Annotated in this window: 16 protein-coding genes; 4 read left to right on the top strand and 12 right to left on the bottom strand. The window is 68.2% G+C overall.

Annotated features, from left to right (window positions below; all coding sequences use genetic code 11):
• Nucleotides 1–42 precede the first annotated feature (42 nt).
• The 11 genes from L2Y94_RS04880 to L2Y94_RS04830 all read right to left on the bottom strand — a co-directional run bounded on the left by L2Y94_RS04880 (nucleotide 43) and on the right by L2Y94_RS04830 (nucleotide 8,681).
• Nucleotides 43–822, bottom strand: a complete 780-nt coding sequence (locus tag L2Y94_RS04880) for a CPBP family intramembrane glutamic endopeptidase (protein WP_247373455.1) — start codon at nucleotides 820–822, stop codon at nucleotides 43–45.
• Between the two features lie 89 nt (nucleotides 823–911).
• Complete coding sequence (locus tag L2Y94_RS04875; RefSeq protein WP_247373453.1) at nucleotides 912–1,226, bottom strand: non-heme iron oxygenase ferredoxin subunit; 315 nt, start codon at nucleotides 1,224–1,226, stop codon at nucleotides 912–914.
• Nucleotides 1,223–1,753 carry a GNAT family N-acetyltransferase gene (locus tag L2Y94_RS04870; RefSeq protein WP_247373451.1) on the bottom strand — a complete coding sequence of 177 codons (531 nt, stop codon included), beginning with the start codon at nucleotides 1,751–1,753 and terminating at the stop codon, nucleotides 1,223–1,225. The genes L2Y94_RS04875 and L2Y94_RS04870 overlap by 4 nt, the downstream gene beginning before the upstream one ends.
• A 103-nt stretch (nucleotides 1,754–1,856) precedes the next feature.
• Complete coding sequence (locus tag L2Y94_RS04865; RefSeq protein ID WP_247373450.1) at nucleotides 1,857–3,104, bottom strand: aminotransferase class V-fold PLP-dependent enzyme; 1,248 nt, start codon at nucleotides 3,102–3,104, stop codon at nucleotides 1,857–1,859.
• Between the two features lie 14 nt (nucleotides 3,105–3,118).
• Nucleotides 3,119–4,444 (bottom strand): Fe-S cluster assembly protein SufD, encoded by a 1,326-nt coding sequence (sufD, locus tag L2Y94_RS04860; RefSeq protein WP_247373448.1) that lies wholly within the window; start codon nucleotides 4,442–4,444, stop codon nucleotides 3,119–3,121.
• The gene (gene sufC / locus L2Y94_RS04855; protein ID WP_247375134.1) at nucleotides 4,441–5,226 is read right to left on the bottom strand and encodes a Fe-S cluster assembly ATPase SufC; all 786 of its coding nucleotides are present in this window, start codon (nucleotides 5,224–5,226) and stop codon (nucleotides 4,441–4,443) included. The genes sufD and sufC overlap by 4 nt, the downstream gene beginning before the upstream one ends.
• Before the next feature lie 20 nt (nucleotides 5,227–5,246).
• Nucleotides 5,247–5,648, bottom strand: coding sequence for an ACT domain-containing protein (locus tag L2Y94_RS04850; protein ID WP_144914411.1), 402 nt, complete (start codon nucleotides 5,646–5,648; stop codon nucleotides 5,247–5,249).
• On the bottom strand, nucleotides 5,648–7,108 hold the full coding sequence (sufB, locus tag L2Y94_RS04845) for a Fe-S cluster assembly protein SufB (protein ID WP_247375132.1): 1,461 nt from the start codon (nucleotides 7,106–7,108) through the stop codon (nucleotides 5,648–5,650). The genes L2Y94_RS04850 and sufB overlap by 1 nt, the downstream gene beginning before the upstream one ends.
• 14 nt (nucleotides 7,109–7,122) lie before the next feature.
• The gene (locus tag L2Y94_RS04840; RefSeq protein WP_247373446.1) at nucleotides 7,123–7,575 is read right to left on the bottom strand and encodes an SUF system Fe-S cluster assembly regulator; all 453 of its coding nucleotides are present in this window, start codon (nucleotides 7,573–7,575) and stop codon (nucleotides 7,123–7,125) included.
• Between the two features lie 87 nt (nucleotides 7,576–7,662).
• On the bottom strand, nucleotides 7,663–7,872 hold the full coding sequence (locus tag L2Y94_RS04835; protein WP_247373445.1) for a hypothetical protein: 210 nt from the start codon (nucleotides 7,870–7,872) through the stop codon (nucleotides 7,663–7,665).
• A gap of 11 nt (nucleotides 7,873–7,883) precedes the next feature.
• Nucleotides 7,884–8,681, bottom strand: coding sequence for an MlaA family lipoprotein (locus L2Y94_RS04830; RefSeq protein WP_247373444.1), 798 nt, complete (start codon nucleotides 8,679–8,681; stop codon nucleotides 7,884–7,886).
• Nucleotides 8,682–8,845: 164 nt separating this feature from the next.
• Between L2Y94_RS04830 and L2Y94_RS04825 the strand changes: the two genes are divergently transcribed.
• Together L2Y94_RS04825 and L2Y94_RS04820 are read left to right on the top strand one after the other, a co-directional pair.
• A complete protein-coding gene (locus tag L2Y94_RS04825) occupies nucleotides 8,846–9,556 on the top strand; it encodes a response regulator (protein WP_247373443.1) in 711 nt (236 codons plus the stop codon).
• On the top strand, nucleotides 9,556–10,899 hold the full coding sequence (locus L2Y94_RS04820; RefSeq protein WP_247375129.1) for a sensor histidine kinase: 1,344 nt from the start codon (nucleotides 9,556–9,558) through the stop codon (nucleotides 10,897–10,899). The genes L2Y94_RS04825 and L2Y94_RS04820 overlap by 1 nt, the downstream gene beginning before the upstream one ends.
• Before the next feature lie 23 nt (nucleotides 10,900–10,922).
• On the opposite strand, the gene pdxR is transcribed toward L2Y94_RS04820, so the two are convergent.
• A complete protein-coding gene (gene pdxR, locus L2Y94_RS04815) occupies nucleotides 10,923–12,341 on the bottom strand; it encodes a MocR-like pyridoxine biosynthesis transcription factor PdxR (RefSeq protein WP_247373442.1) in 1,419 nt (472 codons plus the stop codon).
• Nucleotides 12,342–12,432: 91 nt separating this feature from the next.
• On the opposite strand from pdxR, the gene L2Y94_RS04810 reads away from it, so the two are divergent.
• Both L2Y94_RS04810 and L2Y94_RS04805 read left to right on the top strand, forming a co-directional pair.
• Nucleotides 12,433–12,843 (top strand): cupin domain-containing protein, encoded by a 411-nt coding sequence (locus L2Y94_RS04810; RefSeq protein WP_247373441.1) that lies wholly within the window; start codon nucleotides 12,433–12,435, stop codon nucleotides 12,841–12,843.
• Nucleotides 12,844–12,853: 10 nt separating this feature from the next.
• Complete coding sequence (locus L2Y94_RS04805) at nucleotides 12,854–13,351, top strand: carboxymuconolactone decarboxylase family protein (RefSeq protein WP_247373440.1); 498 nt, start codon at nucleotides 12,854–12,856, stop codon at nucleotides 13,349–13,351.
• Nucleotides 13,352–13,420: the final 69 nt, after the last annotated feature.

The following is a 13,420-nucleotide window of genomic DNA, read 5'->3' as shown; positions in this document are numbered from 1 at the left end:
GGCCGTGTGGCTCGCCCAGCGCCTCGAAACCGGTTTTCGCGATCACGCCGGATCGGCTTCCGTCTCATCGAGTTCGTATGACACCGGCACCGCGAACATCAACCCCAGCATCATCAGGTGCGCGCCACCCGACAGCAGCGCCGAACACATGGGCGACACCGTGTCATAAGGCAGGATGTCCGCCATCAGCACGTTGGCGAGGTTCCAGCCCCAGTGCAGTCCGATGGCCGCCCATAGCGAACCGGTGCGCGCGACCGCCGTCGCGTAGGCGACGCCGAAGCAGAACAGCATCGCCCACTCCGCCGGCCCCTGCCCCAGCCGGTAGACATGGTTGAGCACGTAGAGCACGGTCGATGCCAGCACGAACGTCCACGCGCCCGCCCAACGCACACGTATCGCCCGCCAGAGGAAGCCGCGCGTGAGGAGGTCTTCCGCCACGGACGGCACGAAGGTGACCAGCAAGGCCCACGGAATCGAGGTCAGGAACGACACCGGGCCGGGCATGACCGCATGGGCTCGGGCCGAGTAGACGTTCAGGGCCAGGCCGACGCAGACCGCCACGTACTTCGTGAGCAGGGCCAGCACGAGGCCTCCGGCGAGCCAGGCGGGCGCCGCCTTGCGCCATTCCAGCGCATAGGCGTCGTAGCCGCGAAACCCCAGCCAGCGACCCACCGGCCAGGCGACGGCGAGCATGGCCACCATGAAGGCGGCCTGGATCCAGAATTGGCCCAGCAGGCGGCCGCCGATGCCCTCGGCGCCCTGGTAGAGAACGAACAGGAGCGCGAACGCGGGTACGACGCGCCGACGATCGATCGGTGGCATGGATTCCCCGTGGAACAGGTCGCGCTGACGGGGAAGCTTACGGTCGGCGTGCCCACGCACGCCACCCTCTTTTGGTGAGGGCTAACGGATCAGCGGTCGTCGCGCGTCCAGATCGCACCGTCCTCTTCCTTCACCGGGAAGACCGTCACCGGCTCGTAGGCGGGAGGACAGGTGACCTCACCCGTGCGCAGGTCGAAGCGCGCGCCGTGGCGCACGCATTCCACTTCGTGCCCGGTGACCGGGCCACCGGCCAGCTCGCCGCCGTCGTGGGTGCAGACGTCTTCGATGGCATAGAGGTCGCCGTCGATGTTGTACACGGCGATGGCCGTGTCGCCGTCCCAGACCACGCGGTATTCGCCCGGGAGGAGTTCGCTGCGCGTGCCGACGCGTATCCAGCCGCTCATGGGAGATCCTTCACCAGGTATTCGAAGCGCAGGTCGTCGCGCTGGGGTATGCCGAAGCGCTCGTCGCCGTAGGGGAACGGGCCGTGGCGGCCGGTGCGACGGTAACCGCGCCGTTCGTACCATGCGATGAGTTCGACACGGATGTCGATCACGGTCATCTCCACCTGGTCGCAGCCCCATTCCTCGCGGGCGATGCGCTCGACTTCCTCGATCACGAGGCGGCCGATACCCGTGCCCTGGGCGGGCGGGTGCACCGAGAACATGCCGAAGTAGCACGTGCGCTCGCGGCGTTCGATATAGCAGGAAGCGAGGACCGTGCCGTCTCGTTCGAACAGCACGAAGCGGCCGTTTTCTCCGGCCAGCAGGGTTTCGATCTCGTCGACGTCGGTGCGACGGCCGTGGAGGAAGTCGGCTTCGGTGGTCCAGCCGACGCGACTGGCGTCGCCGCGATAGGCCGATTCGACCAGGGCGGCGATGAGTGGGGCCTCGGCGGCGGTGGCCTGGCGAAAGGTATGCGTGGGGTCCATGGCCGGATTGTAGGCTAATCGCGGACAGGGTCCGCTCCCACCCTTCGGTAGGTGAGCTTGCTACCGGAGGGTGGGAGCGGACCCTGTCCGCGATGGAGGCGCCTCAGAGCAACAGCTTGCGTACCCGCCCGATCGCCTCGACGAACCCGTCCACCTCGGCCCGGGTGTTGTAGAACGCCAGCGAGGCGCGCAACGTGGCCGGCACGCCGAAGAACTGCATCAACGGATGCGCGCAATGGTGGCCCGAACGCACGGCCACGCCCTGCAGATCGAGCAGGGTCGCCATGTCGTTGGCATGGGCGCCCTCGATCAGGAACGAGATGACCGGCTCCTTCTCCTTCGCCCGGCCGAAGATGCGCACGTCCGGCACGCTTTCCAGCGCTGCGGTGGCATAGGCCAGCAGATCCTGCTCGTAGGCCTTGAGGCGATCGAAACCGATGCCGCCCAGGTAGTCGATGGCCGCCGACACCCCGGCGAACCCGGCGATGTTCGGCGTGCCCGCCTCGAAACGGTGCGGCGGATCGGCGAACACCGTGCCTTCGAAACGCACCTCGCGGATCATTTCCCCGCCGCCGAAGAACGGCGGCATCGCCATCAGGTGTTCGCGCTTCGCCCACAGCGCGCCGGTGCCCGTCGGCGCCAGCATCTTGTGGCCGGTTATCGCGTAGAAATCGCATCCCAGCGCCTGCACGTCGATGGGACGGTGCGGCGCGGCCTGCGAACCGTCCACGAGCAGCGGGATGCCGCGCTTGCGGCACTCGCGGGCGATCTCGCGCACGGGATTCACCGTGCCGAGCACGTTGGACACGTGCGTCACGCAGGCCAGCTTCACGTCCGGCGTGAGCAGCTTGACGTATTCCTCGAGGATCAGCTCGCCGTTGGCGTCGATCGGCGCCGCCTTCACGGTGGCACCGGTGCGTTCGGCCACGAGTTGCCAAGGCACGATGTTGGCGTGGTGCTCCATCACCGTGGTGACGATCGCATCGCCAGGCTTCAGGCGCGGCAAGGCGTAACTGTAGGCCACGAGGTTGATCGACTGCGTGGTGCCCGAGGTGAGGATCACCTCGTCGCGCGACGGCGCGTTGATGAAGCGTGCGATCGCGTCGCGCGCGCCCTCGTAGGCGCCGGTGGCCTCTTCGCCGAGCAGATGCACCGCGCGCGCGACATTGGCGTTGTGCTGGCGATAGTGACGATCCACCGCCTCGATCACCGACGCGGGCTTCTGCCCCGTGTTGGCGTTGTCGAAATAGATCAGCGGCTTGCCGTGCACGGTGCGCGACAGCAGCGGGAAGTCGGCGCGGATGCGCTCGACGTCCAGCGGCAGGATGGCCGGGTCGGGCTTGGCGTTCATGACGGGCTCCGGACTCATTCGGTGGCGGCGGCGGTCGGCAGGTGCGCGACCAGCAATTCACCCAGGTGGTCGCGCAGGGCGCCGTTCGGCAGCGATTCCAACGCCGCGCGACAGAACGCCAGCGTCAGCAGGCTGCGTGCCTGCACGAGGGGAATGCCGCGCGAACGCATGTAGAACAGCGAGCGTTCGTCGAGCTGGCCGATGGTGGCGCCATGGGCGGCCTTCACCTCGTCGGCGTAGATTTCCAGCTCCGGTTTGGTGTCGATCTCGGCCAGCGGCGACAGCAACAGGTTCTTGTTGCTGAGCGAGGCATCCGTGCCGTCGGCGCCCTCGGCCACCACGATGGCCCCGCGAAACACGCCGCGCGAACGGCCGTCGGCGATGCCGCGCCAGAGCGCTTCGGACGCCGTGCCGCGTGCCTTGTGATGCACTTCCAGCTGGGTATCCACGTGCTGGCGACCGGCCAGCGCGAAAACGCCGCGCGAATCGAAGCGCGCACCGTCGCCGAGCAGTTCGGCGGTGAATTCGTGACGGACGAGCGCGCCACCCAGTTCGAGCGCATGCAGCGTGGCCGTGGCGTTCGCATCCAGGCGCACGTGGCCGCGACGCACGAGGGTCGTGGTCGCAGGCGCATCCTGCAACACGACGATGCCCAGCGACGCGCCCTCGCGCACGACATAGTCGGCGGCCACGGTGCCGAGCTGCGGCGCCTCGCCCAGGGAGACGTAATGCTCCACCAGATCGGCACGCGCTCCCTTGCCCACTTCCACCAGCACGCGCACGTGCCACGCGCTGTCGGGCTGGCTGCCGCTGGAGACGTGCACCACGTGCAACGGCGTATCCAGCGTCACGCCGTCGGCCAGGCGAAGCACGAGGCCGTCGCGGGAGAGCGCGGCATTGAGATGCGCGAACGCGTCGGCCGCGCCACGCAGGTAACGGTTGGCGAGTACGAAACGCAGCGGTTCGGGCTGCTCGTCGAGCGCCGCGGCGAGCGGCAGCAGCTCGACGCCCTGCCCGGCCGCCATCGACGAGAGATCGGCACGGAACACGCCGTCGACGAAGACGGCGCGCGCACCGTCCACGCCGGGAAGCACGAAGGTCGCGGCGTCGACCGTCGCCGCCTTGGCGGCATCGACATCGGCCAGCGCGAATGCGCGCTGCGACAGCGCACGGAGCGGCGTGTACTTCCAGGCCTCGTTACGGCCTTCGGGCAATCCCGTCGCGGCGAAGGCATCGAGGTGGTCGCGGCGCGCGGCGTCGAGCCAGGCGATGCCGCTGGCCGGCACGGTGGCGGCGGCATCCAGCGCCGCCCGCACGAACGGGGACGGCGCGGTGGTCATGCCGGCACTCCGGTGAGGTCGGCCTTGCGCAGTTCGGGATGGGTATCGGCGAGCCAGGCGTAGCCCTCGGCCTCGAGCTTGAGCGCGAGGTTCTTGTCGCCGCTCTCCACGATGCGGCCGCCGGCCAGCACGTGCACGAAGTCCGGCTCGATGTAGTCGAGCAGGCGCTGGTAATGGGTGACCACGAGGAACGAACGCTCCGGCGAACGCAGCGCGTTCACGCCCTCGGCCACCTGCTTGAGCGCGTCGATGTCGAGGCCGGAATCGGTCTCGTCGAGGATCGCCAGCTTCGGCTCGAGCACCGCCATCTGGAAGATCTCGTTGCGCTTCTTTTCGCCGCCGGAGAAACCTTCGTTGACCGCGCGATGCAGCAGCTCGTCGGAAATCTGCATCACCTTGAGCTTCTCGCGCACGAGCTTCAGGAAGCGCATGGAGTCGAGTTCGTCTTCGCCACGGAACCTGCGCTGCGCGTTGAGCGCGGCACGCAGGAAGTAGGTGTTGTTCACGCCCGGGATTTCCACCGGATACTGGAAGGCCAGGAACACGCCGACGGCGGCGCGCTCTTCCGGCTCCAGCGCCAGCAGGTCGCGGCCGTCGAAGGTGACGCTGCCTTCGGTGACCTCGTAGCCGTCGCGCCCGGAGAGCACGTTGCCGAGCGTGGACTTGCCCGCGCCGTTCGGCCCCATGATGGCGTGCACCTCGCCCGGCTTCACGGCGAGCGAAAGGCCTTTGAGGATCTCCTTGCCTTCGACGCGGGCGTGGAGGTTGTCGATCTTGAGCATGTGCATGGCGGTGCTGTCCATCAGGGCGTGAGGTGCGAGAGCGCGTCGAGCGCATCGTCGCGGCGGTCCCAGGGCACGAAGACGTGATCGTGCAGGAACGCGGAAACGGGGTTGCAGGGAATGCCGCGTTTGGCGAGCGCGGCGGAAACGGCGGCCATCAGGCCGACCGCGGTGAGGCTGGACTGCACGCGCAACGTGATGCAGGCCCAGAGCATGCGGTCGGCCTCGTCTTCGGAGGCGTCGACGATGAGCGTGGTGCCTTCGGCTTCGCGGAACAGCATCAACGCCTCGGCCACCCGCTCGCGCGCCTTCTCGTGCGAGGCGTGCAGGAAGCGCTTGGGCACCGGGTCGATCACCGGATCGAGCGCGGCCAGCAAGGCGCGAAGATCGGTGAGCCCCGGGGCGGAGCCGACGATGCCCATCAGCCGACCGCGCCTTCGAGGGAGACCTCGAGCAGCTTCTTGGCCTCCACGGCGAACTCCATCGGCAGCTCGCGGAACACCTGCTTGCAGAAGCCGTCGACGATCATCGACACGGCATCTTCCTCGCCGATACCGCGCGAGAGGCAGTAGAACAGCTGGTCGTCGGAGATCTTCGAGGTGGTGGCCTCGTGCTCGACGATGGCGCCGGGGTTCTTCACTTCCATGTACGGGAAGGTATGCGCGCCGCATTGCTTGCCGATGAGCAGCGAATCGCACTGCGTGTAGTTGCGCGCGCCGTCGGCGCCCTTCTCGATCTTCACCAGGCCGCGATAGCTGTTGGAGCTGCGCCCGGCGCTGATGCCCTTGGCGACGATCTTCGACTTGGTGCCCTTGCCGATGTGGATCATCTTGGTGCCGGTGTCGGCCTGCTGGCGATGGTGCGTGAGCGCCACGGAGTAGAACTCGCCCACCGAGCGGTCGCCGCGCAGCACGCAGCTGGGGTATTTCCAGGTGATGGCGGAGCCGGTTTCCACCTGCGTCCAGCTGATCTTCGAATCGGCGCCGCGGCAGTCGCCGCGCTTGGTCACGAAATTGTAGATGCCGCCGACGCCGTTCTCGTCGCCGGGGTACCAGTTCTGCACCGTGGAATACTTGATCTGCGCCCGCTCGAGCGCGACCAGTTCCACCACGGCGGCGTGAAGCTGGTTTTCGTCGCGCATCGGCGCCGTGCAACCTTCCAGGTACGACACGTAGGCGTCGTCCTCGGCCACGAGCAGCGTGCGCTCGAACTGCCCCGTGTTGATCGCGTTGATGCGGAAGTAGGTGGACAGCTCCATCGGGCAACGCACGCCCTTGGGGATGAACACGAAGCTGCCGTCGGAAAACACGGCCGAATTCAGCGCCGCGAAGTAGTTGTCGCCCGGCGGCACCACGCTGCCCAGGTACTGGCGCACCAGGTCGGGGTATTCGCGGATGGCCTCGGACATCGAGCAGAAGATGACGCCCGCCTCGGCCAGCTCCTTGCGGAAGGTGGTGCCGACCGACACGGAGTCGAACACGGCATCCACCGCCACGCCGGCGAGCTTCGCGCGCTCGTGCAGCGGCACGCCGAGCTTCTCGTAGGTTTCGAGCAGCTTCGGGTCGACCTCGTCGAGCGACTTGGGACCGGCCTTCGGCGCGGAGTAGTAGCTCACCGACTGGTAGTCGATGGGCGCGATGTCGAGCTTGGCCCAGTCCGGCTCGGGCATGGTCAGCCAGTGACGATAGGCCGCCAGTCGCCATTCGGTCATCCATTCCGGCTCGCCCTTGATGGCCGACAACTGGCGGACGATGTCCTCGTTGAGGCCGGGCGGGAGGCTGGTGGATTCGATGTCGGTGACGAAGCCGGCTTCATAGCGGCGATTGAGCGCCTCCACCACTTCGGCGTTGTCGCGCACCGGGTCTGCCACGTCGCGTGTCATGTTCTCGCTCTCGTTCATGCGTTTGCCTGCGCGGTGTCGGTCGCGCTCCGGATCGGCGCCATCGGGCGGCCGGCCAGCATCTGTGCCAGGGTCATGGCGCGCAGCACGCCGTCGATGGCGCCCGAGACGGTGCGCCAGCTGCCGCTGACCCCGCAGGCGGACAGCCGTTCGCACTGGCCCTGGGCCAGGCTGCACTCGGTGAGGCCGATCGGCCCCTCCATCGCCTCGACGATGTCGGCGAGACTGATCGCCTCCGCCGCACGGGCGAGGCGATAGCCGCCGTTGACCCCGCGAAAGGATTCCACCAGCCCCGCGTGTCCCAGCATCTTCAGCAGCTTGGACACGGTCGGCAGCTCCAGCCTCGCCTCGTCGGCGATCTGGGCGGTGCTGAGGACCTCGGCGGGGTGCGCGGCGATGCAGGTCATCACCACGGTCGCGTAGTCGGTCAGTCGGCTGACTCGGAGCATCGGGGAAAGGGGAAACTCGGGGATACAGGACCAAAATGGTACTGTTTCGAGGCCGATTTTGCAACGCGGCAGGCCTGCGGCGTCAGGTCACCTGCCGCGCTCGTGGGCGCGAATGGCCTGGATCATGGCGATGAGGCGGCGGGTCTCGCCCGCTTCCACCACGTCCTCGGCCGTGCGGTGGCCGAGTTCCGCGATGGGGTCGTCGGTGAACCAGGCGCGACGCCGCGCCCGGTCGGGTTCGACATGGCGGGCTTCGGCGAGGACACGGGCGGTATCGCACAGCAGGCGGATGGACATCGCGCGACTCCTCAGGGATTCACGGGAAGGCCGGTCGCCGCCCTCCCCTCGGCCGACGAGGCCTCGCCACGCACCTCGCCACGCCGGCCGTCCTCGACGAGCGCCCGGCGTCGGGCCGCCGCGTCGTCGCGCAGGGCCGCGTAGTAATCCGGCGACTGCGCGAGGCGGTCGGTGTACGGCAGGGCCCGGGCGCGCCCGTCGACCACGGCGCCCACGGTGCCCGCCGTCTGGAGCGTCGAGACCGTGTCGGAATTGTCGCCCAGCCGGTAGAACGACAGGGTCAGGATGCGGCCCACCGAATCGCGCACGTTCGACGATCCGAACACGGGCAGCTCGACGGTATGTCCGGGGCCCATGCCCCACACGCCGAAGGTCTGGCCCAGGTCGGCATCGTGGTGCGGCATGCCCCACTTGCCCGCGACGTCGAACAGGCCGGCGACGCCGACCGTGCTGTTGACGATGAAACGCCCGGCGGTGGTGAGCGAACGCAGCCCGTTGGCCTGGAGCAGGTCGTTGGCGAACACCACCGGCTCGCGCAGGTTCTGCGCGAAGTTGCGCACGCCGTTGCGCACCGGCCTGGGCAGGTGGGAGTAGCCTCGTGCGACCGGGCGCAGGATGACCTTGTCCAGGGCCTTGTTGAAGGCGAACACCTTGCGGTTGATGGGCTCGTCGTGGGGTGCCGTCGCGGTGGCCGTGCCGGAATCTTTCTTCACGCCCTGCGAGCAGCCCGACAAGGCGAGCAGCGCGACGGCGCAGAGGCATGCGGCCGAGGACGCATGGAACGACGGGGAGCGGAAGGAGGCGGGCATGGGGCGCTCGTGGCGGAAGGAGTAGCGCCGAGGTTCGCGGGCGCTTGCGTCCGGCGTTTTTCCACTTCGCTTCCGGCCGGCCACAATGTTTCAGGCCGGAAACAAATGACATCGCCGTCGCGCGACGGGCTATAAAGGGCGCCACGCAGCCCGTGCAGGACACCATGCAACGCCTCCTCATCGTGGACGACGACGACGAGATCCGCTCGCTCCTCCAGCGATTCTTCCAGCGCAGCGGTTTCGACGCCGACACAGCCGCCTCCGGCGCGGAGATGGACGCACGCCTGGCGCGGGGTCGCTACGACCTCGTCATCCTCGACGTCATGCTGCCCGACGAAGACGGCTTCAGCCTCTGCAAGCGGCTGCATGCCGCCGGGGGCACCGCGATCATCATGGTCACCGGCGTCGTCGAATCCACCGACCGCATCGTCGGCCTCGAACTGGGCGCCGACGACTACGTCACCAAGCCTTTCGACGCGCGGGAACTGCTCGCCAGGGTACGCGCGGTGCTTCGACGCAGCGAGTCGTCCGCGATGACGGCAAGCGCGGGGCCGTCGCCCATGCTGCGCTTCAGCGGCTGGCGCCTGGACATCGTGCGACGCGAGTTGCGCTCCTCCGACCACACGCTTACCCCGCTGTCGGGCGCGGAGTTCGAACTGCTCGTGGCCTTCGCCCAGCACCCGCGACGCGTGCTCACCCGCGAGCAGCTCATCGACATGGCGCGCGGGCCGCGCCACGAAGCGTTCGATCGCAGCATCGACGTGCAGGTGAGCCGCCTGCGCCGGAAGATCGAAGAAGATCCGGCCGATCCGGAAATCATCCGCACGGTGCGCAACGTGGGCTACATGTTCAACGCCACCGTCGAGCGCGCGTGATGCGCCCGCGGCGCTGGACCTCCGACACCATCGGTCGCTGGTTCGCGATCAACATCGTCGTCGCCGTCATCATCGCCGCGGCGATGAACGCCGCCTTTTCCGCTTTCGCGGGCGTGTGGGCGAAACCGGGCCTGCAGGATATCGGGCTGGTCGACGAGGTGGCCGCGGTCGCGCGGATCCTCGACGGCGCGCCACGCGACGCACGAGCCGGTCTCGCGGCGTCGGTGAGCAACGATCGCTATGCGGTCACCTGGTTTCCGGACGACGAGTCCCTGCCCATCGCCATCGACGCCTCCGAGTTCCACCAGGGGCGCGCGAAGATCCGTTCGCTGCTGGGCCGTCCCTCCGCGCGCGTCGTCGCCTATGAGCCCGGCGATCCCGACCTGCACGGCCGGCCGGAAACCGCCTATGGCCTCGCGATTTCCCTGTCCGACGGCTCCTGGGTGCGTTTCGTCGCGCCCCAGCGGAGCTGGGGACTGAGCCCCACGGCACGCACCCTGCTGACGGTGGGCTTTGCGGTGGTCTGCGCCCTGCTGGTCGCCGCGCTCGCCAGCCGGCGCCTCGCACGCCCCCTCGAACGCTTCGCCCGCCAGGCCCAGCGATTCGGCGCTGACGTGAACGCGCCGCCGATGCAAGCCACCGGGCCGCTGGAAATCCGCGTCGCCGCCCAGGCGTTCAACGAGATGCAGGCACGCGTGCAACGCTACGTGGCCGACCGCACGACGATGCTGGCGGCGATATCGCACGACCTGCGCGCGCCGCTCACGCGCATGCGCCTGCGCGGCGAATTCATCGAGGACGAGGAACAGCAGCGCAAGCTGTTCCGCGACGTCGACGAGATGCAGGCCATGGTCGACGCCTCGCTCGAGTTCTTCCGCGACGACAGCGAACAGGAGCCGACCACCCGGTTCATGCTTTCCGAGCTGATCGAAACGGTACTGGACGACTTCCGCGACGCCGGGCATGACGTGGCGTTCGATACGCCCGGCAGCGTCACCTACGTCGGGCGTCCGCTCACGCTTCGCCGCGCGGTCGCCAACCTGGTGGACAACGCCATCAAGTACGGCGGCCGCGCGCACGTGCGGCTTCGGCCGGACGACGCGTGGGTCGAGGTCCTGGTCGACGACGACGGCCCGGGCATTCCCGACGCACTGCGCGAAGCCGTGTTCCGCCCGTTCTATCGCATCGAAGGCTCGCGCAACCGGCAGACGGGCGGCGTCGGCCTCGGCCTGTCCGCCGTCCGTTCCGCGGTACGTGGACACGGCGGCGACATCACGCTGGAAACGGGCCCCGGGGGCGGTCTGCGCGTGCGCGTGAAGCTGCCCTCGGTGGCGGAGGCCTGAACAGGCGACTTGCCGAAGAAACCTTACACCGCCGATCGCGTGTGCCGATCGATCAACGCGGCAAGCCGATCGCACGCCGCCTCGACCTGCTCCTCGCGCACGGTCGCCACGCCGAGCAGAAGTCCGGACGATCGATCCCCCGACCGGTCATACCACTCCGACAGCACCGCCGGATTCATCCCTTCCGCGCCGGCCGCCGTGGCGATCGCCACGTCGTCCGCGTTCCCGTCAAGCCGCAACAACACCCCCAGCCCCGTCGGCTCCGCCGCGAAACCGCGTGCCACGAGGGCCTTGTGCAGCAAGGCACCGCGGCTCGCGTAGATCCGTTTCATGCGGCGCAGGTGCCGCAGGTAATGACCCTCGCGCAGGAATGTCGAGATCGCCATCTGCACCGCGGGATCGGGCGCCGAGGCGAAGCAGATCGCCGCTTCGCTGAAGGCGCCGACCATCGACGGCGGCACCACGACGAAACCGAGCCGCAACTTCGGGCTGATCGTCTTGCTGAACGAGCCGACGTGCATCACGCGGCCGACCGTATCCAGCGAGGCCAGCGCGGGAGCGGCGTGGCCCTGCAACTGCAGTTCGCCGAGGTAGTCGTCCTCGATGATCCAGGCATCGGCGCGGGCCGCCCATTCGATCAGTTCGACCCGGCGCGGCAGCGACAGGGTGCCGCCGAGCGGTGCCTGCTGGCCGGGCGTCACCAGCGCCATCGCCGCATCGGGCGCCCGGGCGATGCCATCGGCGACGTCGAGTCCCCCGGCATCGACCCGTACGGGGATCGTGCGGAAACCGGCTATCCCGAGCGCGCGACGGGCCGGCGGAAAGCCGGGATTCTCCACCCACGCCGCCCGCCCTTCCGCCCTCACCACCTGCGTGATGAGGCCGAGCGCACCGGAGAATCCGGTGGTGACGAACACCTGCGAGGGGCCGCACTTGATGCCGCGGGAAATCGCCAGGTGAGCCGCGATCTCTCGCCGCAGGCCCGCCTCGCCGCGCAGGTCGGGGTAGACCGCCGGCGCCACCGTGTCCTCGCGCGCGGCGCGTGCGCGCAGACGCGCGAGCAAGGCCACGGGCAGGAATTCGGACGCGGGAATGCCCATCTGGAAGATGGCCGGCCGAGACGCGAATCCCCGATACATCACCGAAAAGGCATCGGTGCCGGGGATCTCGGCGAGCGATGGCGCGGTCACCCGATGGGCGGCCACCCGCGTGCCGTGCGAACGGGACGCGACGATGCGCTGTTCGTCGGAAAGACGGTCGTAGGCGGCTTTCACCGTCCCCCTGGCCACTCCCAACTGGGACGCCAGGTCCAGCCACGAGGGAAGCCTCGCGCCCGGGCGAAGCACGCCCGCGTCGATCGCCGCGGCGATGCCGTCATGAATCTGCTCGCTCAGCGTGCCCTTGAGCGAACGGTCGAGCAGCAGGCGCAGCGGGCTTTCCATGCGTCATGGTACATCGGAAATTTCGATTTCTGGTTCTTTGCGATGGACCATGGGCGGCGCATGCTGGGCTCTCCCCGAAGGATATGTCCCCATGAGATACCGATACCTCGCTTGCCTCTTCGCCGCCCTCGCCCTTCCCTCCGCCATCGCGACCGCTTCGACCGTCCGCGAGACGGTCAACGTGAATTTCTCCCACGAGTTGCCGAACGTGCCCGGCAAGAAACTCATGGCGGTGGAGGTCGTGTATCCGCCCGGTGCCGCCTCCTTGCCCCACCACCACGCAGGCTCGGCCTTCATCTATGCCTATGTCGTCTCCGGCGGCATCGTCAGCGAGGTCGACGGCGGCGGCGAGAAAACCTACACCGCCGGCCAGAGCTTCTACGAGGCACCCGGCTCCCACCACCAGGTGAGCCGCAACGTCAGCACCACCGAGCCGGCGAAGCTGCTGGCCGTGTTCGTCGTCGACGGCACCGACACCCACCTCACCACTCCCGACAAATAAGGGCTATCCCATGACACAGCGACTCGATTACGCCCAAGCCACGCCCGACGGCGTGAAGGCGCTGGGCGGCGTCTACGGCCACATCCTCAAATGCGGGCTGGATCCCGTGCTGGTCGACCTCGTCTACCTGCGCGTGAGCCAGATCAACGGCTGCGCCTACTGCCTGGATATGCATACGCGCGACCTGATCAAGCATGGCGTACCCATCGAGAAGATCGCCCTCCTGCAAGCGTGGGATGAAGCGGGCCCGCTCTTCAGCGAGCGCGAGAAGGCGGCCCTCGCCTGGTCCGAGACCGTGACGCGCGTTGCCGATACCGGCATCCCCGACGCGGATTTCGCCCGGGCACGCGCGGTCTTCGACGCGAAGGAGCTGGCCGACCTGACGATCGCCATCGGCCTGATGAACCTCTACAACCGCCTCGCCATCGGTTTCCGCAACACGCCCAAGGCGGTACTCGACGTCCAAGGCCGCATGACCGGAGAACCCTTGCAGGACCTCGCGTCATAACGACATCGCGGTGGAAACGCCGCCTGACGTCATGCACCAAAGCGATCCACCCATTCGCTCCAGATTGGT

This window comes from Luteibacter aegosomatis, from assembly GCF_023078455.1.
Classification (GTDB): Bacteria; Pseudomonadota; Gammaproteobacteria; order Xanthomonadales; family Rhodanobacteraceae; genus Luteibacter; species Luteibacter aegosomatis.
Note: the sequence above shows the minus strand (reverse complement) of the source record. Positions and strands in the feature narration are given on the sequence as shown.